The sequence below is a fragment of the Acidovorax carolinensis genome, assembly GCF_002157145.1.
Classification (GTDB): domain Bacteria; phylum Pseudomonadota; class Gammaproteobacteria; order Burkholderiales; family Burkholderiaceae_C; genus Acidovorax; species Acidovorax carolinensis.
In genome coordinates, this window is record NZ_CP021361.1 from 3340320 (window position 1) to 3363690 (window position 23371).

The 23371-nt window shown below is 63.5% G+C and carries 20 protein-coding genes and 1 pseudogene; 2 read left to right on the plus strand and 19 right to left on the minus strand.

Annotated elements, in window-relative coordinates:
• Positions 1-86: 86 nt before the first annotated feature.
• The 19 genes and pseudogenes from CBP34_RS15655 to serA all read right to left on the minus strand — a co-directional run bounded on the left by CBP34_RS15655 (position 87) and on the right by serA (position 20710).
• Entirely contained in the window at positions 87-929 is an 843-nt protein-coding gene (locus CBP34_RS15655; protein WP_094098571.1) for a DUF429 domain-containing protein, read from the minus strand.
• A 217-nt stretch (positions 930-1146) separates the two neighbouring features.
• The gene (locus CBP34_RS15660; RefSeq protein ID WP_094098572.1) at positions 1147-1569 is read right to left on the minus strand and encodes a BLUF domain-containing protein; all 423 of its coding nucleotides are present in this window, start codon (positions 1567-1569) and stop codon (positions 1147-1149) included.
• Between the two features lie 2 nt (positions 1570-1571).
• Positions 1572-2297, minus strand: a complete 726-nt coding sequence (gene folE / locus CBP34_RS15665) for a GTP cyclohydrolase I (protein ID WP_086914172.1) — start codon at positions 2295-2297, stop codon at positions 1572-1574.
• A 117-nt stretch (positions 2298-2414) separates the two neighbouring features.
• Entirely contained in the window at positions 2415-3632 is a 1218-nt protein-coding gene (clsB, locus tag CBP34_RS15670; protein ID WP_094098573.1) for a cardiolipin synthase ClsB, read from the minus strand.
• A 7-nt stretch (positions 3633-3639) separates the two neighbouring features.
• A complete protein-coding gene (locus tag CBP34_RS15675; RefSeq protein ID WP_086913219.1) occupies positions 3640-4389 on the minus strand; it encodes an endonuclease/exonuclease/phosphatase family protein in 750 nt (249 codons plus the stop codon).
• Positions 4386-4883, minus strand: coding sequence for a dihydroneopterin triphosphate diphosphatase (nudB, locus tag CBP34_RS15680; protein ID WP_418134683.1), 498 nt, complete (start codon positions 4881-4883; stop codon positions 4386-4388). The genes CBP34_RS15675 and nudB overlap by 4 nt, the downstream gene beginning before the upstream one ends.
• Before the next feature lie 3 nt (positions 4884-4886).
• Positions 4887-5819, minus strand: coding sequence for a restriction endonuclease (locus tag CBP34_RS15685; RefSeq protein ID WP_086928809.1), 933 nt, complete (start codon positions 5817-5819; stop codon positions 4887-4889).
• Between the two features lie 65 nt (positions 5820-5884).
• Positions 5885-7698 (minus strand): annotated as a pseudogene (gene aspS, locus CBP34_RS15690) (aspartate--tRNA ligase).
• A gap of 40 nt (positions 7699-7738) precedes the next feature.
• Complete coding sequence (locus CBP34_RS15695) at positions 7739-8365, minus strand: DUF502 domain-containing protein (protein WP_086913221.1); 627 nt, start codon at positions 8363-8365, stop codon at positions 7739-7741.
• Between the two features lie 8 nt (positions 8366-8373).
• Complete coding sequence (locus CBP34_RS15700) at positions 8374-8721, minus strand: FmdB family zinc ribbon protein (RefSeq protein WP_094098574.1); 348 nt, start codon at positions 8719-8721, stop codon at positions 8374-8376.
• 70 nt (positions 8722-8791) lie between these two features.
• The gene (locus tag CBP34_RS15705; RefSeq protein ID WP_086928013.1) at positions 8792-10237 is read right to left on the minus strand and encodes a high affinity choline transporter 1; all 1446 of its coding nucleotides are present in this window, start codon (positions 10235-10237) and stop codon (positions 8792-8794) included.
• A gap of 65 nt (positions 10238-10302) precedes the next feature.
• Positions 10303-11868 (minus strand): ubiquinone biosynthesis regulatory protein kinase UbiB, encoded by a 1566-nt coding sequence (gene ubiB / locus CBP34_RS15710; RefSeq protein ID WP_086913224.1) that lies wholly within the window; start codon positions 11866-11868, stop codon positions 10303-10305.
• A complete protein-coding gene (locus tag CBP34_RS15715) occupies positions 11865-12488 on the minus strand; it encodes a hypothetical protein (RefSeq protein ID WP_086913225.1) in 624 nt (207 codons plus the stop codon). Before CBP34_RS15715 ends, ubiB begins: the two co-directional genes overlap by 4 nt.
• A gap of 39 nt (positions 12489-12527) precedes the next feature.
• A complete protein-coding gene (locus tag CBP34_RS15720) occupies positions 12528-13538 on the minus strand; it encodes a Tim44 domain-containing protein (RefSeq protein ID WP_086913226.1) in 1011 nt (336 codons plus the stop codon).
• A 43-nt stretch (positions 13539-13581) separates the two neighbouring features.
• Complete coding sequence (gene ubiE / locus CBP34_RS15725; RefSeq protein WP_086913227.1) at positions 13582-14313, minus strand: bifunctional demethylmenaquinone methyltransferase/2-methoxy-6-polyprenyl-1,4-benzoquinol methylase UbiE; 732 nt, start codon at positions 14311-14313, stop codon at positions 13582-13584.
• 214 nt (positions 14314-14527) lie between these two features.
• Positions 14528-14950 (minus strand): gamma-butyrobetaine hydroxylase family protein, encoded by a 423-nt coding sequence (locus tag CBP34_RS15730; protein ID WP_086913228.1) that lies wholly within the window; start codon positions 14948-14950, stop codon positions 14528-14530.
• 98 nt (positions 14951-15048) lie between these two features.
• Positions 15049-15480 (minus strand): HIT family protein, encoded by a 432-nt coding sequence (locus tag CBP34_RS15735; protein WP_094098575.1) that lies wholly within the window; start codon positions 15478-15480, stop codon positions 15049-15051.
• A complete protein-coding gene (locus CBP34_RS15740) occupies positions 15480-19394 on the minus strand; it encodes a DUF3683 domain-containing protein (protein ID WP_094098576.1) in 3915 nt (1304 codons plus the stop codon). The genes CBP34_RS15735 and CBP34_RS15740 overlap by 1 nt, the downstream gene beginning before the upstream one ends.
• 86 nt (positions 19395-19480) lie before the next feature.
• A complete protein-coding gene (serA, locus tag CBP34_RS15745; RefSeq protein ID WP_094098577.1) occupies positions 19481-20710 on the minus strand; it encodes a phosphoglycerate dehydrogenase in 1230 nt (409 codons plus the stop codon).
• A 297-nt stretch (positions 20711-21007) separates the two neighbouring features.
• Here serA and ugpB point away from each other — a divergent pair, with 297 nt between their 5' ends.
• Positions 21008-22324 (plus strand): sn-glycerol-3-phosphate ABC transporter substrate-binding protein UgpB, encoded by a 1317-nt coding sequence (ugpB, locus tag CBP34_RS15750; RefSeq protein ID WP_094098578.1) that lies wholly within the window; start codon positions 21008-21010, stop codon positions 22322-22324.
• Positions 22325-22447: 123 nt separating this feature from the next.
• Complete coding sequence (ugpA, locus tag CBP34_RS15755) at positions 22448-23329, plus strand: sn-glycerol-3-phosphate ABC transporter permease UgpA (RefSeq protein ID WP_086913232.1); 882 nt, start codon at positions 22448-22450, stop codon at positions 23327-23329.
• Positions 23330-23371: the final 42 nt, after the last annotated feature.

A 23371-nucleotide genomic window follows, 5' to 3' on the forward strand; every position in this document is an offset into this window, starting at 1 on the left:
ATGTGCACACGGTGTAGGTGAAAAACGAGCCCGATGGATGGGAGGCTCCATTCAGTGCAGGCCGAGGGTGCCGATGAGGGCGCCGATCAGGCTGTGACAATCCAGCCCTCCAGACCATCCAGCCCCGGCGGCAGGCCATACAGCGCGTCGCCCTGCTCGTGGCGCTGCTCGCCCCAAGCGACCTGCAGCAGGCACAGCACGGCGTCGAGACGGTCGCCGCTGGCGTCGTCCACCAGGGCATCGCGCTGGGCGTGGCTGAGCTTGAGCCGCAGGCCCAGGCGGGTCTGGCCCATCTCCAGCGCATGTACCAGGTCCTTGCGGGCAATCAGGCGGTCGGGCGTCTGCTTGGCCCGGTCGTCGCTTTTGTAGCTGCGGCGCGCCAGGATTTCGCGGGCCAGCAGGCCGGGGTAGGCCTCCAGCGCCACGCGCTGCGGGTCGCCGGGGTGCAGGCCGGGCAGGTGAACGCCCGCATCCAGCAGCAACGGCACGCCGGCGTGCAGCATGTAGGCCACGGGCGGGTTCACCCATTTCATGGAGGGGCTGGAGCCCGCAGGCCCGTCGGTGGCCCGGTGGGCGAACTTGCCGCCCACGGGCCGCGCGGCACAAAAGGCGGCAAAGCTGTCGCGGATCTGCGCCCGCGAGAGCGCGCGGTAATGCTGCATGCAAGCATGCCACTGCAGCGGCCAGCCCAGCGCCAGCACCAGCTCGCGCGGCAGGCCAAAGGGCAGATCAAAGCCGCCCACCCAGGCACGCGGCACGGCCAGCCAGCGCGCGAAGCCGTCGAGCGTTTCAAAGGTTTCCAGGCCCAGCAGTTGCACCCGCGCCGCCACGCGCTGCCCCAGCGCCAGCACGATGGGCTTGCGCCGGCTGGGACTGCTGGAGAAATCGCAGCCCAGCAGCAACGGGGATATGGCCGGATCGGTCGTCATGGGCTGCGGTCACCAATCAGGGAAGCTGGAATGCAAAAAGCCGCAGCGCCCTGGCGGCTGCGGCTATCAGACGGAAGAGGCTACAACATCACCTAAAAGTGGGAGTGATTGGCGTAGCGAGCCGGCCTAGCCGAGGTCGATGCGCGCAGCCGTACTCCCGTACGGCGAGCACAGCAGGCCTCGGATCGGCCGGCGCAGTAGCCAAGCGCCCCACTTTTCAGGCGCGGCCGATGATGGAGGCTGTGGCCATCAGTTCTTCGAGCAGCGCAAACGACACCTTGCCCGACACCGCGTACGGATCGAGCTCGGGTTTTTCAGAATACTTGAGCAGGATGGAATGGTTGATCTTGGACAGGTTCACCTGCCCCATGGTCCAGCCGCCAAAGCGCCGCTCGGAGATCTCTTCGTAGTGCAGCAGCTCCACGTTCTGGTGGCGCGGGTCGCGCTGGATATGGCCATACAGGTCGTTGACCGGGGAGCGCCCGCCCTCGATGGCCTGCAGGAAGACCCCGCCGCCATAGCAAAGAATGCCCGTGATGCCGCTGCCCGGGTTGTGCTGGCGCGACTGGGTGAGGATGGCTTCGATGGCGGCAGGCGAAGTGTCCACCGCGCGGCTGGCATAAAGCAGGCGTACCAACATGGTCAGTTCCTTCCTGGAATGAGCGAGAGGAATTCGCGGCGCAGGGCGCTGTCCTTGAGGAACACGCCGCGCATCACGGAGTTGATCATCTTGCTGTCCATGTCGCGCACGCCGCGCCAGGACATGCAAAAGTGGCTGGCTTCCATCACGATGGCCAGGCCGTCGGGCTGGGTTTTTTCCATGATCAGGTCGGCCAGTTGCACCACGGCCTCTTCCTGGATCTGCGGGCGGCCCATGATCCAGTCCACGATGCGGGCGTATTTGGACAGGCCGATCACGTTGGTGTGCTCGTTGGGCATGATGCCGATCCATATTTTTCCCAGCACGGGGCAGAAATGGTGGCTGCAGGCACTGCGCACCGTGAGCGGGCCCACGATCATCAGCTCGTTGAGGTGCTCGGCGTTGGGAAACTCGGTGATCGGGGGCGCCTGCACATAGCGGCCCTTGAACACCTCGTTGAGGTACATCTTGGCCACGCGGCGCGCGGTGTTGTGGGTGTTGTGGTCGTCCCGGGTGTTGATCACCAGGCTGTCGAGCACGCCCTGCATCTTGACCTCGACCTCGTCGAGCAGCTGCTCCAACTCGCCGGGTTCAATGAAGTCGGCAATGTTGTCATTGGCGTTGAAGCGCTTGCGCGCGGCGGCGATGCGCTCGCGGATCTTCACGGAAACGGGCGTACCTTCATCCGGCGGAATGGGCGTCATATCGGCGACTGGTTGACTGGACATAGCTGCATCCTACCAGCGAAAGCCTGCCTGCAATTTTCAAGGGTTTTAGGGCACAAGCGCTTATGGAGCAAGCGCTATTAGCTATATATTCAATAGCAAACCGACATACTCATGCGCTCAGTACCGGTTTCCCGTGACCCACAAGGCCAGGCGCATCAGGCCAAAGGCCACGCGATCGAGCACGCGCTGGCGCAGCGGGCGGCCGGCATAGCGGGCCGGGTCCATGCGCCGCCCGGCATGCTGCATGGCGTGCACGAGGCGCTGGCGCAGATCAATGGCAAAGGCGGCATCTTCGACCACCACATTGGCCTCGCGCGCCAGCAGCAGGCTTAACGGGTCGAGGTTGGACGAACCCACCGTGGCCCAGGGCTTTTCGCCGTGCGCATCGATCACGGCCACCTTGGCGTGCAAAAAGCTGGGCTCGTATTCGTGGATCTCCACGCCAGCGGCCAGCAGCGCGCCATACACCGGCCGCGCCGCGTGGTACTGCATGAAATACTCGTAGCGCCCCTGCAGCAAAAGCTGCACGCGCACGCCCCGGTTTGCCGCCAGTATCAGCGCGCGGCGCAGCTTGCCGCCAGGCATGAAATACGCGTTGGCGATGATGATGTCGTGGCGCGCTGCGCCAATGGCGCGCCGATAGGCCTTTTCGATGCGGCTGCGGTTGCGCACGTTGTCGCGCAGCACCAGCGCAGCCCGCATGCCGCGCGCGTCGCGGTCCTGCTGCCGGGCATGCCGGGCGGCGCTGGCCGCGCGCAGGTCGCGCACGGCTTGCGGCAAGCGGTGCAGGCGCACGTCGCGCACCGCCTGCATGCGCCACCACAAAAGCTCCATGGTCTGGCTGGCCTGCGCCGCCAGCGAGCCGGTCGCCTGCACGGCAAAATCAAACCGCGGCGCATCGAGCTCGCCGTAGTTGGGGTCGTAGTGATCGTCCAGCACATTGATGCCACCACAGAACACCAGCAGGCCATCGACCACACACAGCTTGCGGTGCAGGCGGCGCCAGCGGTGGGGCAGCAGCAGCCCCAGCGGCCCCAGCGGCGAATACACCCGAACCTGCACCCCCGCCGCCTTCATGCGCTGCTGCCAGGTCTTGGGCAGCGGCCCGGTGCCCACGCCATCCACCACCAGATGGGTGCGCACGCCACGCTGTGCGGCGCGAATGAGCGCCTCGGCCACCTGCGCCCCGGATCCGGTGAAATCGAAGATATAGGTCTCGAACTGGATGTCGGAGATCGCCGCATCCATCGCCTCCGTCATGGCGGGAAACAGCTCCTGCGCGCCCTGCAGCAGGCGCACGCGGTGGTCTTTGGCGAAATCGGCCACCCGTTTCATTGGCAGGTCAAAGCCTGAACTCGGCAATCAGCGGCAAATGGTCGGACATGCGCCACCAGATGCGGCCCCGCGGCACATGCAGCCCGAGCGGCTCCAGCCCGCGCACATAGACATGATCGAGCTGCACCAGCGGCAGCCGGGCGGGGTAGGTGAAGGCGCGCGGCGCATCAAACTCATACAGGCCGAAGCCCGAGAGCATGCGCTTGATCTGCGCCCCCCAGTCGTTGAAATCACCGGCCACCACCACCGGCGACCCTGGTGGCACCTCGCGCTCGATGAACTGCTGCAGGCGCTCGACCTGCCGCACCCGGCTGCCGGGAATCAGCCCCAGGTGCACCACGATCACATGCACGCGGCGGCCATGCGCGTCCACCTCGACGTGCAGCAGGCCGCGCTGCTCGAAGCGGTGGTCGGAAATGTCCTCATGCTGGTGCCCGATCACCGGCCAGCGCGACAGCAGCGCGTTGCCGTGCTCTCCATGTTTGGTGAAGGCGTTGGTGCGGTACACCGCCTCATAGCCCTCGGGCGCCAGGTACTCGGCCTGCGGCACATCGGGCCAGCGCTGGAAATAGGCGGCTTCACGGCGGTGCAGCTTGCGCACCTCCTGCAGGCAGACGATGTCCGCATCGAGCTGCTCCACAGCCAGCCCCAGGTTGTGGATCTCGAGCCGGCGCGCCGGGCCCAGGCCCTGAACACCCTTGTGGATGTTGTAGGTCGCGATACGCAGAATGTCGGAAGCGGTGTGGGATGGGGTCATGAGGAGACAAATTGTGGCAGCAACAGGATGGCCTCGGCATTGGAGGGCGAGAAGCAGCGGTCGGCTGCCTCGCGCCAGGGCCACCAGGCCCATGCCGCGTGCTCCCGCGGGCTCAGCACCACCGGCACCGCGGCGGGCACCTGCAGGCCAAACAGGCGCTCGGTGTTGCGCCGCACGCCAGGTGCGTAGCGGTGCAGCCACTCTGGGTAGATGTCGTACCGGTTTTCCAGACCCCAGTCGCGCAGCATGCACCCCGGCGCATCCGCTCGCAGGCCGGTTTCCTCCAGGACCTCGCGCACGGCCGTTTCATGCCAGTTTTCCTGCGCGCTGTCCTTGCTGCCGGTGACCGATTGCCAGAACGCCTGGCCATCGGGGGCATCGACCGTGCGGCGGATCAGCAGCACCTGCAGCGCGGGCGTGTGGATCACCACCAGCACCGACTGCGGGATCTTGAACGCCTGGGGTGCCATCGCCCCGCCCTGCACCAGCGCCATGAATCACTCTTCGCTGAAAAAGTCGGAGTCGATGCGTTTGAGTTCGTAGGACTTCCACGTCGACACTCCCACGCCGTGCTCAATCATGAGCTGGGCCAACAACTCACCATCAATCAAGATCACCCGGACATGCAATGCCTTTACGTAGTCGCGCGCATCCGCGCTGAATCTTGACGTCGTGATGAACACACCGCGGTTGGCTTGACGTCCGGCAAGCGCGCCCACAAATTGTTGAATCTCGGGCCGCCCCACTGTCTGATCGGCCCACCGCTTGGCCTGCACATACACAATGTCCAACCCCAACTTGTCCTGATTGATGAACCCGTCTACGCCGCCATCGCCGCCGCGCTGCAATGCCAGCCCCATGCCCCCGGTTCCCCCATAACCCATAGCAAGCAGCAATTGAACGACAAGTCGTTCGAAGAACTGCCATGAGTTGGTTTTGACAACTTCCAGAATCTCCGCCGCCAGGACGGAGTTGACCTCCTTGCGCAAGCGCTCGAACTGGTCTTCCGGTGGTTCCTGCGCAACGGAAGCGTCATCTGCGTCGCTCCCCGGCGGCATTGCAGTTTCAGGCGAATTCAGTTGCTGCCGTTTCCAGGCACGGTAGCCCTCGCGGGCAGCCAAAAAATAGCCCAGCTCTCCATGCGAGAGCGCCTGTACACCCGAAGAAGTAATCTGCCAGATGCCTTTCGTCTTGAGCAGGTATCCCGCCTTTACCGCATCCACCGAAAAGAAATGCACGTAGGTTCGCCAGCGGGCCAAACCATTGCTTTCGATGACTTCCTGAGCCCAGTCGTCCAACGTCAGTTTCTGCGGAATGGCATCGAAAATGTCAGCCGCTTTCATCTGGCCGCCACCATCTCGCAATATGGTCATCGCAGCAAAAATCACTTTGCTCGCCAGCGCGTTGGACTTCGACAGAGGCTTGTTCACACACATCTCTCCAATAAAAAAGGCGCCCGCAGGCGCCTCTGATTCTGCCCGAAGGCCTGGTGCGATCAGTCTGCCTTCACCGCATCCGGATTGCGCAAGCGGATGTGCAACTCGCGCAACTGCTTTTCGTCCACGATGGACGGCGCCTGGGTCAGCAGGCACTGGGCGCGCTGGGTCTTGGGGAAGGCAATCACGTCGCGGATCGATTCGGCGCCGGTCATCAGCGTGACGATGCGATCCAGGCCAAACGCCAGGCCGCCGTGCGGGGGGGCGCCGTATTGCAGGGCGTCGAGCAGGAAGCCAAACTTCTGCTGTGCCTCTTCGGGCGTGATCTTGAGCGCGTCGAACACTTTTTGCTGAACGTCGGCGCGGTGGATACGCACCGAGCCGCCGCCCATCTCCCAGCCGTTCAGGACCATGTCGTAACCCTTGGAGATACACTTCTCGGGGGCGGTGACCATGTAGTCCTCGTGGCCGTCCTTGGGCGCGGTGAAGGGGTGGTGCACGGCCACCCAGCGGTCGTTTTCTTCGTCGTGCTCGAACATCGGGAAGTCCACCACCCACAGCGGTGCCCAGCGGTCCTCGAACAGGCCGTTCTTCTTGCCAAACTCGCTGTGACCGATCTTGATGCGCAGCGCGCCAATGGCGTCGTTGACGATCTTTTCCTTGTCGGCGCCGAAGAACAGCAGGTCACCGTCCTGGGCGCCGGTGCGCTTGAGAACTTCAGCCAAGGCCACGTCGTGAATGTTTTTCACGATGGGCGATTGCAGGCCCTCGCGCCCCTTGGCCAGCTCGTTGACGCGAATGTAGGCCAGCCCCTTGGCACCGTAGATCTTGACGAACTCGGTGTAGGCGTCGATTTCGCCCCGGCTGATGCCACCGTTTTCCTTGGAGCCACCGGGCACGCGCAGGGCCACCACGCGGCCATTCTTCATGTTGGCCGCGCCCGAGAACACCTTGAAATCCACGTCTTTCATCACGTCGGTGAGTTCGGTGAATTCGAGCTTCACGCGCAGGTCAGGCTTGTCCGAACCAAAGCGGTGGGCTGCATCCTGGTAGGTCATGACGGGGAACTCGCCCAGGTCCACGCCCAGCGTGTTCTGGAACACCGTCTTGATCATGCCCTGGAACATGTCACGGATTTCCTGCTCGTCCATGAACGAGGTTTCGATATCGATCTGGGTGAATTCGGGCTGGCGGTCAGCGCGCAGGTCTTCGTCGCGGAAGCACTTGGTGATCTGGTAGTAGCGGTCAAAGCCCGCCACCATCAAGAGCTGCTTGAACAGCTGGGGCGATTGCGGCAGCGCAAAGAAATGGCCGTCGTGCACGCGGCTGGGCACGAGGTAGTCGCGCGCGCCTTCGGGCGTGCTCTTGGTGAGCATGGGGTTTCGATGTCGATGAACCCGTTGGCGTCGAGGAACTTGCGCACTTCCATCGACACGCGGTAGCGCAGCTTCAGGTTGTTCTGCATGTAGGGGCGGCGCAGATCCAGCACCCGGTGCGTGAGGCGCGTGGTTTCCGACAGGTTCTCTTCGTCGATCTGGAACGGGGGCGTGACCGAGGGGTTGAGCACGTTCAGCTCGTGGCACAGCACCTCGATCTTGCCGCTCTGGAGGTTGTCGTTGGTGGTGCCTTCGGGGCGCGCGCGCACCAGGCCCTTGACCTGCACGCAGAACTCGTTGCGCACGCCTTCGGCGGTCTTGAACATCTCGGCGCGGTCGGGGTCGCAGACCACCTGCACCGAGCCTTCGCGGTCACGCAGGTCAATGAAGATCACGCCACCATGGTCGCGGCGGCGGTTCACCCAGCCCGACAGGGTGACGGTTTGGCCCAGCAGGGCTTCGGTCACAAGACCGCAATAGTGGGAACGCATGGCCATGGCAAAACTTCCGGCGCCGCTGTGGCGCATTAAAAGGGATTCACTTGGAGGAGACAGGGGCAAGGGCGGGGTCGGAAGGGGCGACCACACCCATCGAAATAATGTATTTGAGCGCTGCGTCCACGCTCATGTCGAGCTCGACGCAGTCGCTCTTGCGCACCATCACAAAATACCCGCCGGTGGGATTGGGGGTGGTGGGCACGTACACGCTGACAAACTCGTCGCGCAGATACGCTGCCACTTCGCCGTTGGGCGTGCCCGTGATGAAGGCCACGGTCCACACCCCGTCGCGGGGCCACTGCACCAGCACGGCGGTGCGAAAGGCGTTGCCGCTTTCGGAAAACAGCGTGTCGGAGACCTGCTTGACGCTCGAATAGATGGAGCGCACCACCGGGATACGGCTGACCAGACTGTCGCCCAGTTGCACCAGCTTGCGCCCGGCAAAGTTGCTGGCCGTTGCACCCACCACCAGCAGGATCAGCAGGGTGAGCAGCACGCCAAAGCCGGGGATGTGAAAACCCAGCAGCTTGTCGGGCTGCCAGGCGCCTGGCAGGATCTGCAGGGTCTGGTCGAGCGTGCCCACGATCCAGTTGAGCACCGCAATGGTGATCACCCCCGGAACAATCACCAGCAAGCCGGTGAACAACCATTTGCGCAAGGCGGACATCGAAGGGCTCAGTCTGAAGAAATGGCGCTGGCGCCAGTGGTGGCGGGGGCTGCGCTGGCAGCCGCCTTCGTGGCCGCACCGCTATCTACTGAGGCAAGCGCGGAACTGTTGGCACCCGCTGCACCCGTGCCATCGCTCTTGCCCTCGGTGGCGGGGGCGGAGCTGCCGCCGTTGCCGCCACGAAAATCCGTCACATACCAGCCAGAGCCCTTGAGCTGAAACCCTGCGGCAGTCACCTGCTTGGTAAAGGCTTCGGCGCCGCAGGCGGGGCACACCGTGAGCTGAGGGTCGGAGATTTTTTGCAGCACATCCTTGGCATGGCCGCAGGAGCCGCATTTGTAGGCGTAAATAGGCATGACGAGAGTGTTGGGGGAGAGTGCAAAGCCTTCAATTATAGGCGGCTGCACCTTATTCAACACCCCGGACTCATTCCACGCCCACCAGCCGATGGTGCCCGGCATGGCTGTTGCGAATGGCCTGGGGGCCCAGCGATCCCGCCAGCATACCCACCAGCGCTGCCAGCAAGCCGGCCAGTTGCGCCGGAAACACCTGGCCCGCCGGGGTTGCCAGAAACAGCACCCAGGTCAACAGCCCCAGCACGATGGCAAAAACCGCCCCCTGGGTGGAGGCCCGCTTCCAGTACAGGCCAAACACCAGCGGCACAAAAGCGCCGACCAATGGCACCTGGTAGGCGCCCGAGACCAGTTCATAGATGGAGGTGCCTTCCATGCGAATCGCATAGGCCAGCACCAGGCCGCTGAATACCAGCGTGGTGATGCGCATGGTGCGCAAATGCTGCCGGTCCGAGGCATGCGGACGGAACTGCCGCCAGATGTTCTCGGTAAACGTCACGCTGGGCGCCAGCAAGGTGGCCGAGGCCGTGGACTTGAGTGCCGACAGCAACGCACCAAAAAAGAGCACCTGCATGACAAACGGCATCTTCTCCAGCACCAGCGTGGGCAGCACCTTTTGCGGATCGTCCTTGAGCAGCGCCGCCGTTTCCGTCGGCATGATGATGAGCGCGCTCGCCACCAGAAACATGGGCACAAAGGCAAACAGGATGTAGAAGATGCCACCAATCACCGGCCCGCGCGTGGCGGCCTGAATGTTGTTGGCCGACATGACGCGCTGAAAGACATCCTGCTGGGGAATCGAGCCAAACATCATCGTGATGCCGGCCGCAATGAAGAACACGATGTCGTGGAATTTGGGCTCCGGCAGAAAGCGGAACAACTCGCGGCTGGAGGCCAGTTCGATGACCTTGCCTGCCCCACCGGCCATATTGCCCGCAAACACGGCGATCAATGTCAGCCCCACCACCAGGATGATCATCTGGATGAAGTCCGTCACGGCCACCGACCACATGCCGCCAAACAACGTGTACGCCAGGATGGAAACCACCCCGATCGTCATGCCCACGGGAATGCTGATGGCCCCGCCGGACAGCAGGTTGAACACCAGTCCCAAGGCGGTGACCTGGGCCGACACCCAGCCCAGATAGCTCAGCATGATGATCAGCGAGCACACGACCTCGACGACGCGGCCATAGCGCTCGCGGTAGTAGTCGCTGATGGTCAGCAACGTCATGCGGTAAAGCTTGCCCGCAAAGAACAGGCCCACCAGAATCAGGCAGAACCCCGCGCCGAACGGGTCTTCGACCACATTGCCCAGCCCGCCCTCAATGAACTTGGCCGGAATCCCCAGCACCGTCTCCGAACCAAACCAGGTGGCGAAGGTGGTGGTGACGATCATGTACAGCGGCAGGTGCCGCCCGGCAATTGCGAAATCGGCGGCATTCTTGACCCGCTTGGCGGCAACCAGGCCAATGGCGATGGTGATCAACAGATAGACGATAACCAGGGTCAACAGCACGGCATGTTCCTTGATGTCGCGAGGAAAAATGAAAAAAGAGAAAGAAAAAGCTGAAACAGCCAGCCTCAGAAGAGCCGGACCCTGACCATCAGCTGCATCACGAGCAGGCCCAGCACAAAGCCCAGGCCACCGTAAATGATGCTTTGCAACAGGCGATTGGTGCGTTTTTGCGCCTCCAGCAGATCGCGCAAGGCACTTTGCGACTCGGCAGGCCGCCGGCTCAGATAGTCATACAGCAGGCGCGGCAGCTCGGGCACGAGCTTGGCATAGTGCGGCGCCTCGGCACGCAACTCGCGCCACAGGCGTTGCGGGCCCATCTGCTCCAGCATCCACTTCTCAAGGAAGGGCTTGGCGGTGCTCCACAGATCCAGCTCCGGGTCGAGCTGGCGGCCCAGCCCTTCGATGTTGAGCAGGGTCTTTTGCAGCAGCACCAGTTGCGGCTGGATCTCGACCTGAAAGCGCCGCGATGTCTGGAACAGGCGCATCAGCACCATGCCGAGCGATATTTCCTTGAGCGGACGGTCGAAATAGGGTTCGCACACGGCACGGATTGCCGATTCGAGGTCGTTGACGCGGGTTTCCGGGGGCACCCAGCCGCTTTCAATGTGCAGTTCGGCCACGCGCTTGTAGTCGCGGCGAAAAAACGCGACGAAGTTCTGCGCCAGGTATTCCTTGTCGACTTCAGTGAGCGTGCCCACGATGCCGAAATCGAGCGAGATATAGCGCCCGAACGTGGCCGGCTCCAGACTCACCTGGATGTTGCCCGGGTGCATGTCGGCATGAAAGAAGCCGTCGCGGAACACCTGGGTGAAGAAGATCGTGACGCCATCGCGCGCCAATTTGGGGATGTCCACCCCCGCATCGCGCAGGCGCTCGACCTGGCTGATGGGCACGCCGTTCATGCGCTGCATCACCATGACCTCGGGATGGCAGAAATCCCAGTAGATTTCCGGAATCAGCACCAGGTCCAGCCCCTGCATATTGCGGCGCAGCTGCGCGGCGTTGGCGGCTTCGCGCACCAGGTCCAGTTCATCGTGCAGGTAGTTGTCGAATTCGGCCACCACCTCGCGCGGCTTCAGGCGCTTGCCATCGGCCGACAGGTTCTCCAGCCAGCCAGCCATCATGCGCATGAGGCTCAGGTCTTTTTCGATCACCGGCAGCATGCCCGGGCGCAGCACCTTGACGGCCACCTCGCGCTCGACGCCACCCCGGTCGCGCAAGATGGCGAAATGCACCTGCGCAATCGAGGCACTGGCCACCGGCACGCGGTCGAACGCAACGAACACCTCGCCCACCGGGCGGCGGAAAGCGCGCTCGATGGTGGCAATGGCGATGTCGGGATCAAACGGCGGCACGCGGTCTTGCAGCCGCGCCAGCTCGTCGGCCATGTCGGCGGGCAGCAGATCGCGCCGGGTCGAGAGCACCTGGCCAAACTTGACAAAGATAGGCCCGAGCTGCTCCAGCGCCTCGCGCAGGCGCTGGCCGCGCGGCGCCTCCAGATTGCGGCCGACCGAAAGAACGCGTGACAGCAGGCGCAGCCAGGGTTTCTGGAAGCTGTCCAGCACCAAGCCATCCAGTCCATACCGGAACACCACCCAGACGATGGTGGCGCCCCGCAGAAAACGCTTCATGGAGCGGTCCGGTCGGCAGTGCCCGACGGTGATCCTGGCGCAGCAGGCGCAGCAGCCGCCGGCGTGGCGGCAGCAGCTGCCGGGGTCGCAGCGGCAGACGCCATGCGCGTGCCCACGAACAGGCGCAAGGCCTGCGCCGCCTTGCGCACCACCTGGCCCAGCGTGTGCGCAGGCGCGTCGCCAATCAGGCGGGCAACGTCTTCTTCCAGGTCCCAGCGGACATGATCCACCAGCCAGTTGATCTCGGCCGCCAGTTGCACATCGCCCTCAATGCGGATCGCCGGCTTGTCGCCCCGCAGGGCAACGCTTGCCAGCGCCAGGGGAGAGGTTTCGGTGACTTCCAGCTGCAGATCGGGCGCCGCGCCTTCGGGCGCCAGGTTGAACAGGCCCGCCGGCGTGACCAGCAAGGCCATCGAGTAGGAGCGCCATTGCACGCGCGCCACGCGGCCACGCTGGCGCACCAGGCGGTCCATGGCCTCTTTTTCCTGCATCAACACATGGTTGAGAAAAAGGACCAGGCGCTGGTGCACCTCATGCACCAGCCACTGCGGTGGCTGGGGGCCTGCGGCCACGCGGTCAAAAAGACCATCCAGAAATGAAAAAGGGGACTGTGTTGCCATAGTCCCCGATTATTCCCTGAACCGGGAAGCCCTGCCGCTTTACTGCAGCGCTTGCACGCCCGCCACCAGCCAGCCGCTGGCGCCGGTCTTGGCCTTGGTCATGTTCCACACTTCGCGGAAGGGGCTGGGCCCGGCGGACAGCTCTTCACGGATCATGCCCGAGAACTCCACACTGGCCATGTAGCCGTCGTCGAGCTCTTCGATGCCCAGCAGCTGGGCCTCGATCATGACCACATCGGTGTGGTTGGGCTGGTCGCCGCGGTGCGATTCGCGCTCGGTCAACTGCGTGCGAATTTCTTCCAGCATGCTGTCGGTCATCATCGAACGCAACGTGGCGATGTCGGAGCGGTCCCATGCGGCCTGCAGCGTGACGAAATTGCGCTTGGCTGCCGTGAGAAAGCCTTCGGCGTCGAACCCTTCTGGAATGCCCCAGTTTTGCGATCCCGACAGGCCCGAGCCAATCATCGTGCCTGTGCCCTGCTGCTGCCGCGATGCATCAAACGCCATGCCGCTGCGCTCCCACGGGCGTGCAGAAGCATCGTTGCCCACGTTGGCGGGGCTGTACTGACGCGGAACCTGAGCGGCCTCCGGCGTAGCGGCGCCCGCGCCCTGGAAAGCGAAAGGCGCACCGCCAGCCGCCGCAAGGCGGTTGTTGCCGCCGCTGCGCGCGCGCATCACCATCTTGAAGATGGCAAACGCGGCCACCGCCAGCAGCGCGATCATCAGGATGTTGCCGAACCCTTCGCCCAGACCCAGCGAACTGGCAAGCCAGGCCAGCCCCAGACCGGCGGCAAGACCGCCCAGCATGGCACCCCAGGGCTTTTTGGCCGCTGCAGCAGGCGCTGCGGCCGCAGCCGGCTTGGCCGCCGCTGCGTTGGTCGCCGTCTGCGCAGGTGCACCCGGCGTTGCGGGCGGCGTGGCCGCGTCACGCTGGGTGACGTTGCTGGACTGCTTGCCCACCGATTTGCCACCACCCATGCGCCGGGCATCCGCATCGGCATGCGCAAACGCCAGCACCGCCACCAACACCACAGACCACAGTTTCATCATGATTTCTCCGTCTCCGTTAATCCACTTTGAGCGAAACGCTCACTCAGCACTTGATTCCAACATGCAGGGCCACAATGCCCCCCGTCATGTTGTGATAGTCCACATGCCCAAAGCCATTTTTCTGCATGAGGCTTTTGAGTTCTTCCTGTCCTGGGTGCATCCGGATGGACTCGGCCAGATAGCGGTAGCTGGCATCGTCGCCCGCCACCAGCTTGCCCAACTGGGGCAGCACCTTGAACGAATACCAGTCATACACCTTCGTGAGCGGCTTGGCCACTTTCGAAAACTCCAGCACCAGCAGCTTGCCGCCGGGCTTGAGCACCCGGCACATCTCGGCAATGGCCTGGTCCTTGTGCGTCATGTTGCGCAGGCCGAAGGCCACGCTCACCACGTCAAAGTGCGTGTCCGGAAACGGCAGCTTTTCCGCGTCGCATACCAGCGTCGGCAGCACCACGCCAGCGTCGATCAGGCGGTCGCGCCCCACGCGCAGCATGGCTTCGTTGATGTCGGTGTGCACCACGCGGCCCGATGCGCCCACCTTCTTGGAGAACGCCAGCGCCAGGTCGCCCGTGCCACCGGCAATATCAAGCACCTGGCTGCCTTCGCTGAGGTTGGCCACCATCACGGTGTAGGCCTTCCAGGCACGGTGCAGGCCTGCCGACATGAGGTCGTTCATCACATCGTATTTGGAGGCCACGGAATCAAACACGCCACGCACGCGGCGTGCCTTTTCCTGCTCGTCTACCGATTGAAAACCGAAATGCGTGGTGCTCATAGGAATCATGCTAGGCGCCTGGGCGCCAGAGGTACAGCGACAACCCCGCACTGACTTGGGGCATCTGTCGCAAATTGGACGTCGCTATCAGAATAAAAACAGCCGCTAGCGCTTATATATATTGCGTCAACAGCTATTTATTCAATAGCACAATGAATCACGGGGACTTCGGGCGAATTCTGCGCTTTGCCCGGCATATGCCCCGCCAGCAGCGTCAGTGGCTGCCGCAGGCATGGCCCCCTGCCCCACCCTTGGGCGCCATCGGCGCATCACGGTCGGCACCGGCGGCGGCCAGTCGCTCGGTGTACTGGGCCCACAGCGCGTCCTGCTGCTGGCCCAGTTCGTAGAGGTAGTCCCAGGTGAAGATCCCGCTGTCGTGGCCGTCCGAGAACGTGGGCTTGACGGCATAGTTGCCCACGGGTTCCAGGCTGACCAGCGCCACGTTGCGCTTGCCTGTCTGCAGCACCTCCTGGCCCGGACCGTGGCCCTGCACCTCGGCCGACGGTGAATACACACGCATCAACTCGAACGGAATGCGGAACGTGGCGCCATCGGAAAACCCGACTTCGAGCACCCGTGATGCCTCATGCACCGTCAGCGCCTGCGGCGTGGGCGCGCCCGCTTTCAAACCTGCCATGGATTCACCTGTGAGAAAACTGTTGTCGAAGACTGCCTGCATTGTCCCACCGGGTGGTCCACACACCGGCGGCGGGGTACCGCCAGGCCGCGCTGCGGTCACGCAGCAGCCAGGGCGGCCAGTTGCAAACGCAGCCCGTTTTCCAGCGCGGGTAGCCTGGCCTGCAGGGCCGCCTCCCGCGCCGCAGAACTGGCCCGCTGCGCCGCAGCCCACACGGGCGCCGGAAAATGGCTGTCCCAGTCAAACCGCGCAATCACATGCCAGTGCAGGTGCGGCACCATGTTGCCCAGCGCTGCCAGGTTGATCTTGGTGGGAGAAAGATGCTGGCGCAGGGCCTGTTCCACCACCGCCACGGCCTCCATGCAGTGGGCACGTTCGGCAGCAGTCAGGTCAGAAAACTCGGCCACATGCGCATTCCAGACCACGCGGTAAAAGGCTGGGAACCCCACCTCCTGCGCACGGATGACACGCAGGCGATCACCACGCCAGACCAATGCGCCACCGTCTTCGGCGCACAACGGGCAGGCCATCAGACCAGCACCCGCTCGATGCCGCCGTTGTTGGCTTGGTGCACGTAGTCGGGCATCCAGTTTTCGCCCAATATCTCGCGCGCCATTTCGACCACGATGTAGTCGGCTTCGAGCAAGCCGTTCTGCAAGTCGCCCTCGTAACGGTTCAGGCCCTGCAGGCAGCTCGGGCAGCTGGTCAAAATCTTGACGTTGTCTTGCGCGCCCACGGCGCCACCTGCACGAAGAGCGGCTTCACCCTTCCTGATTTCCTCTTCCTTGCGGAAGCGCACCTGCGTGGACACGTCCGGCCGCGTCACGCCCAGCGTGCCCGACTCGCCACAGCAGCGCTCGCTTTTCAGCACCTGCTCGCCCACCAGCGCCTTCACCGTCTTCATCGAGTCCTGCAGCTTCATGGGGTTGTGGCAGGGCTCGTGGTACAGGTAGGCGCCCTTGCCCTGCAGCGTGATGCCCTTTTCCAGCAGGTACTCGTGGATGTCGATGATGCGGCTGCCAGGGAAGATCTTGTCAAACTCGTAGCCCTGCAGCTGGTCATAGCAGGTGCCGCAGCTCACCACCACGGTCTTGATGTCGAGGTAGTTGAGCGTGTTGGCCACGCGGTGGAAGAGCACCCGGTTGTCGGTGATCATCTTCTCGGCCTTGTCGAACTGGCCCGAGCCGCGCTGCGGGTAACCGCAGCACAGGTAGCCAGGCGGCAGCACGGTCTGCACACCCGCGTGCCACAACATGGCCTGCGTGGCCAGGCCCACCTGGCTGAACAGGCGCTCCGACCCGCAGCCCGGAAAGTAAAACACCGCCTCCGTCTCGGCCGTGGTGGCCTGCGGGTTGCGGATGATAGGCACGTAGTCCTTGTCCTCGATGTCGAGCAGCGCACGCGCCGTCTTCTTGGGCAGGCCACCGGGCAGCTTCTTGTTGATGAAGTGGATCACCTGCTCTTTGATGGGCGCGGTGCCCACCGTGGCAGGCGGCTTGGCCGTCTGCTTGCGTCCGACCTTGCGCAGCAAATCCACCGCCATGCGCTGGGCCTTGAAGCCCACGCCCACCATGGCCGTGCGCAGCAGCTTGATGGTGTCGGGGTTGGTGGCATTGAGCATGGTCATGGCCAGCGCGTTGCCGGGGCGGAAGCTCTTCTTGCCCATCTTGCGCAGCAGGTTGCGCATGTTCATGGTGACGTCGCCAAAGTCGATCTTCACCGGGCAGGGGCTCTCGCACTTGTGGCACACGGTGCAGTGGTCGGCCACGTCCTCGAACTCTTGCCAGTGCTTGATGCTCACGCCGCGGCGGGTCTGCTCTTCGTACAAAAACGCTTCGACCAGCAGCGAGGTGGCCAGAATCTTGTTGCGCGGGCTGTACAGCAGGTTGGCGCGCGGCACATGCGTGGAGCACACGGGCTTGCACTTGCCGCAGCGCAGGCAGTCCTTGACGCTGTCGGCAATGGCGCCGATGTCGCTCTGCTGCATGATCAGCGACTCGTGGCCCATCAAGCCGAAGCTCGGCGTATAGGCGTTGGTCAGGTCGGCGTGCAGCACCGGTTTTGAAGCCAAATGGGCCTCTGGCGCTTTACCAACAAGCGCTGGCAGCTCCTGATTTCGGAGCAACTTGCCCTTATTGAAACGCCCTTCCGGGTCGACCTTGCGTTTGTAGTCCGCAAAGGGTTGCAGCTCCGCGTCGGTCAGGAACTCCAGCTTGGTGATGCCGATGCCGTGCTCGCCCGAAATCACGCCATCGAGGCTGCGCGCCAGCACCATGATGCGTTCGACCGCCTGGTGCGCGGTCTGCAGCATTTCGTAATCGTCGCTGTTGACCGGCAGGTTGGTGTGCACGTTGCCGTCGCCCGCGTGCATGTGCAGGGCCACCCACACGCGGCCCTTGAGCACGCGCTTGTGGATGGCCGTGGCTTCATCCAGGATGGGCTGGAACGCCGCGCCCGCAAAGATGCCCTGCAATGGCGCACGCAGCTGGGTCTTCCAGCTCGCGCGCAGCGTGTGGTCCTGCAATTGCGGGAACAGCGTTTCAACGCCCTGCAACCAGCCCGACCACAGCGCACGCACCTCGGCGACCAGCGCAACGGCCTGGGCCACGCGGTCTTCCAGCAACTCAGCCGAGGGGATTTCATTGGCGTCGTCGTGCTTGCCCAATGGCAGGTTGCCACGCTCGAAAAAGTCGGTGAGCGCGTCGCACAGCTTGATCTTGTTGCGCAGGGACAGCTCTATGTTGATGCGCTCGATGCCGTCGGTGTACTCGGCCATGCGCGGCAGCGGGATCACCACGTCTTCATTGATCTTGAAGGCGTTGGTGTGGCGGCTGATGGCGGCCGTGCGCTTGCGGTCGAGCCAGAATTTCTTGCGCGCCTCGGGGCTGATGGCGATAAAGCCTTCACCGCTGCGCGAGTTGGCAATGCGCACCACCTCACTAGTGACGCGCGCCACATCGTCGGCGTTGTCGCCCGCGATATCGCCGAACAGCACCATCTTGGGCAACCCGCCACCATGCTTCTTGCTCTTGGTGGCATAGCCCACGGCCTTGAGATACCGGTCGTCCAGGTGCTCCAGGCCGGCCAGCAACACGCCACTGCGCTTTTGCTCGGCGAACATGAAGTCCTTGATCTCGACAATGCTGGGCACCGCGTTCTTGGCGTTGCCAAAGAACTCCAGGCACACGGTGCGCGTGTGCTCGGGCATGCGGTGCACCACCCAGCGCGCGCTGGTGATGAGGCCGTCGCAGCCCTCCTTCTGGATGCCGGGCAGCCCCGAAAGGAACTTGTCGGTCACGTCCTTGCCCAGGCCTTCCTTGCGGAAGGTCTTGCCCGGAATGTCCAGGCGCTCGGTGCGGATGGGTGTTTTGCCGTCGGCCTCGAAATACTGCAGCTCGAAGCAGGCCATCTCGGCATCATGGATCTTGCCCATGTTGTGATCCAGGCGCGTCACCTCCAGCCACTGCGCCTCGGGCGTCACCATGCGCCAGCTGGCGAGGTTGTCGAGCGCCGTGCCCCACAGCACGGCCTTCTTGCCGCCCGCGTTCATGGCGATGTTGCCGCCGATGCACGAGGCCTCGGCACTGGTCGGGTCGACGGCAAACACAAAGCCTGCACGCTCGGCCGCATCGGCCACGCGCTGGGTGACCACGCCGGCTTCGGTCCACACGGTGCCCACATCGCGGTCCATGCCCGGCAGACGGCGCATTTCCACCTCGGTCATGGCTTCGAGCTTTTCGGTGTTGATGACCACGCTCTTCCATGTCAGCGGAATCGCGCCGCCGGTGTAACCCGTGCCGCCCCCGCGCGGGATGATGGTCAGACCGAGCTCGATGCAACCCTTAACCAGGCGCGCCATCTCGGCCTCGGTGTCAGGGGTCAGCACCACAAAGGGGTATTCGACGCGCCAGTCGGTCGCGTCGGTCACATGGCTCACGCGCGAGAGGCCGTCGAACTTGATGTTGTCCTTGGCCGTAAGGCGCCCCAGCGTGCGCTGGATCTGGCGGCGCAGCGTGGCAGCCTGCTCGAACGTGGCATCAAACTCAGCCACCGCACGGCGTGCGGCCTGTGCCAGTTCACCCACCAGACGATCGCGCTCGGCGTCGTCGGCGGGGGTGCGGCGCTTGTCGATCTCGCCCAGGCGGTGCTGCAGGGCATCGACCAGCAGCTTGCGCCGGGCCGGGTTGTCAAGCAGGTCGTCTTGCAGATAAGGGTTGCGCTGCACCACCCAGATATCGCCCAGCACTTCATACAGCATGCGGGCAGAGCGGCCCGTACGGCGCTCATTGCGCAACTGGTCGAGCACCTCCCAGGCGGGCGCGCCCAGCAGGCGAATCACGATCTCCCGGTCGGAGAACGAGGTGTAGTTGTAGGGAATTTCGCGCAGACGCACAGGCTCGGCAGCCTGCGCCTGCAAGGCAGCCAACGCAATCGGAACATTCATGAAATCTACCTGGGTGGGCGCCACGCGCCCATGAGCATCGGGGGAAGGATTTTAAGCCACGGGGCGCCCGCGCGCCCCGGGCCCGCCTAGAACAGCACGCGGCTGCGCAGCGTTCCGGGCACATGGGCCAGCTTGTCGAGCGCCAGGTCAGACGATGCAGCGTCGATATCGATCACCACATAGCCAATCTTCTCGTTGGTCTGCAGGTACTGGGCGGCAATGTTGATCTGGTTGTCCGAGAAGATGCGGTTGATCTCCGACAGCACGCCCGGCACGTTGCGGTGGACGTGCAACAGGCGGTGCTTGCCGGGGTGGGCGGGCAAAGCTACTTCGGGGAAGTTGACCGACGAGGTGCTGGTGCCGTTGTCGCTGTATTTCACCAGCTTTTCGGCCACTTCCAGGCCAATGTTGGCCTGCGCCTCCATGGTGGAGCCACCGATGTGGGGCGTGAGGATGACGTTGTCGAGCCCGCGCAGGGGCGACTGGAACTCGTCCTTGTTGGTGCGTGGTTCCACCGGGAACACGTCGATGGCCGCGCCCAGCAGCTTCTTGGCCTTCAGCGCCTCGGCCAGCGGCTCGATCTGCACCACGGTGCCGCGCGCCGCGTTGATCAGGATGCCCCCGGGCTTCATGGCCGCAATTTCCGCCGCGCCGATCATCCACTGGGTGGACGGCAGCTCGGGCACATGCAAACTCACGATGTCGCTCTGGCCCAGCAGATCGTGCAGGTTTTGCACCTGGCGGGCATTGCCCAGGGGCAGCTTGTTGACCACGTCAAAAAACGCCACCTGCATGCCCAGCGCCTCGGCCAGCACCGACAGCTGTGTGCCGATGGAGCCGTAGCCGACGATGCCCAGCGTCTTGCCGCGGATTTCATACGCGTTGTCAGCCGACTTGAGCCACCCGCCCCGGTGCGCCGCCGCATTTTTTTCGGGAATGCCGCGCAGCAACAGGATGGCTTCGGCCAGCACCAGCTCGGCCACCGAGCGCGTGTTGGAGTACGGCGCATTGAAGACCGCAATGCCACGCTCGCGCGCCGCGTTCAAGTCCACCTGGTTGGTGCCGATGCAAAAGCAGCCTACGGCCACCAGTTTGGACGCGTGGGCAAAAACCTCTTCGGTCAACTGCGTGCGCGAACGAATGCCCACGAAATGGGCGTCCGCAATCTTGCGCTTGAGTTCGTCATCAGGCAGTGCGCCTGCGATGGCCTCGATCTGCGAATAGCCGGCTGCGCGGATGACATCCAGCGCCGAGGGATGTATGCCCTCGAGCAACAGGAACTTGATCTTGCTTTTGTCCAGAGAAGTGGTGGCCATGGCGAAGGAAAGGTAGAACAAAGACCTGGCTTGCGCAGGCACGTGGCACTGCAATCCGTCAGGGCACCAAGCATGATGCATTGCACAAAAAACCGCCACATTCCCCGCAATGGCCTTGATGCCGCCGGTGAATTCACGCAAGTTGTTACATGACCGTCACAATACCGCCGCACCTCCATTGCGCGCCGGGTTTCCCCGGTTGTTCGGGCAAAAGGCCTGTGAGACAACGACATATCACCGACACAAACGCCACCTAGCATCGCGCCTTTGTGTCTTTGTCATTCTGGAGGAGTATTCATGCAATTCAAGCATCTGGCCCTGACAGCCGCCCTTGCCGCCACCGTGTGTGTTTCTGCGCAAGCCCAAACCGAAATCCAGTGGTGGCATTCGATGACGGCCGTGAACAACGAGTGGGTCAATGACCTGGCCAAACAGTTCAACGAGAGCCAGAAGGAATTCAAGGTGGTGCCCACGTTCAAGGGCGCCTATGACGAAAGCATGACTGCCGCCATTGCCGCCTTCCGCTCGGGCAATGCACCACACATCCTGCAAGTGTTTGAAGTGGGCACCGCCACGATGATGGCCTCCAAGGGCGCCACGGTGCCGGTTGGCAAGGTGATGAAGGACGCCGGCGCCGACTTCAACCCCGGCAGCTACATCCCTGCCGTGGCCGCCTACTACACCGCCCCCAATGGCGAGATGCTGAGCTTTCCGTTCAACAGCTCCACCACCATCTTCTATTACAACAAGGACGCCTTCAAGAAGGCCGGCCTGAACGCAGACAAGGCCCCCGCCACTTGGCCCGAGGTGTTCGAAGCCGCCAAGAAGCTCAAGGCCAGCGGCCACAGCTGCCCCATGACCCTGGCCTGGAACGGCTGGACCCAGCTGGAATCGTTCTCCGCCTGGCACAACGTCGAGTTCGCCACCGAAAAGAACGGCCTGAGCGCCAATGGCTACAAGGCGCGCATAAAGATCAACTCGCCGCTGCACGTGCGGCACATCGACAACCTGGCCAAGGCCGCCAAGGCGGGCGAGTACCTGTACAAGGGGCGTGGCTCGGCAGCACAGGCGTCGTTCACCGCCGGTGAGTGCGCCATGATCCAGACCTCGTCGGGCTTCTATGGCGACGTGGCCAAGAACGCCAAGTTTGCCTACGGCCTGGCCCCCATGCCCTACTACCCCGACGTGAAGGGCGCGCCGCAGAACACCGTGATCGGCGGCGCCTCGCTGTGGGTCATGGCCGGCAAGAAGCCTGCCGAATACAAGGGCGTGGCCAAATTCTTCGAATTCCTGTCGCAAACCAAGGTGCAGGCCGCCAGCCACCAGCGCACGGGCTACCTGCCCATCACCATGGGCGCCTATGAGCTGACCGACAAGTCCGGCTTCTACGCCAAGTACCCTGGCACCGACGTGGCCGTGAACCAGATGGTGCGCAAGGTGACTGACAACTCGCGCGGCATCCGCCTGGGCAACTACGTGCAGATTCGCACCATCGAGGACGAAGAACTCGAGCAGGTCTGGTCCGGCAAGAAGTCGGCCAAGGATGCGCTGGACGCCATCGTGAGCCGTGGCAACGAACTGCTGGCCCGTTTCGAGCGTTCGTACAAGCAATAAGATCAGGAGTCGGGCGCCACTGGGCGCCTGCCCCCTCCCGCCTCTGCGGCCCCTGCCCTGGGGCCGCTTCACCTTTCCCGACGGCTGCACCCAGCACCGGCGGTTTTTTTGTTTGTGACCGTCATGGAAAAACGCGTACTTTTCCGCTCGGCGTGGCTGCCCTGGGTGCTGATTGCGCCCCAGCTGCTCATCATCGGCCTCTTCTTTTTCTGGCCGGCCGGCCAGGCCGTGATCCAGTCTTTCCAGATGGAAGACGCCTTCGGCATGAGTACCGAGTGGGTGGGGCTGGACAACTTCCGCCAGCTGGTGGACAACCCCTCGTATCTCGACTCCTTCCAGCGCACGGCCATGTTCTCGGTGCTGGTGGCGGGTATCGGCATCGTGGTCTCGCTGGTGCTGGCCATTTTTGCCGACCGCATCGTGCGCTTTGCCATGGTCTACAAGACCCTGCTCATCGTGCCTTACGCGGTGGCGCCGGTGATCGCTGGCGTGCTGTGGGTGTTCCTGTTCTCGCCCTCCATCGGCGTGGCCACCTACTACCTGGGCGCGCTGGGCTACAACTGGAACCACATGATGAACGACGGGCAGGCCATGGCGCTCATCGTGATCGCCTCGGTATGGAAGCAGATTTCCTACAACTTCCTATTCTTTCTGGCGGGCCTGCAGTCCATCCCCAAGGCGCTGATCGAAGCTGCATCCATCGACGGCGCCGGCCCCTGGCGCCGGTTCTGGAACATCCAGCTGCCGCTGCTGTCGCCCACCACGTTCTTTTTGCTGGTGATCAACATCGTCTACGCGTTCTTCGACACCTTCGGCATCATTGACGCGGCCACCCAGGGCGGCCCCGGCCAGTCCACCTCCATCCTGGTCTACAAGGTGTACCAGGACGGCTTCAAGGCGCTCGACCTGGGCGGCTCGGCCGCGCAGTCGGTGATCCTGATGTGCATCGTGGTGGCGCTCACCGTGGTTCAGTTCCGCTACGTGGAAAAGAAGGTGCAGTACTGACATGCGCATTTCCTTCGTTCTCCCCGCTTTGCATGCCGTGAC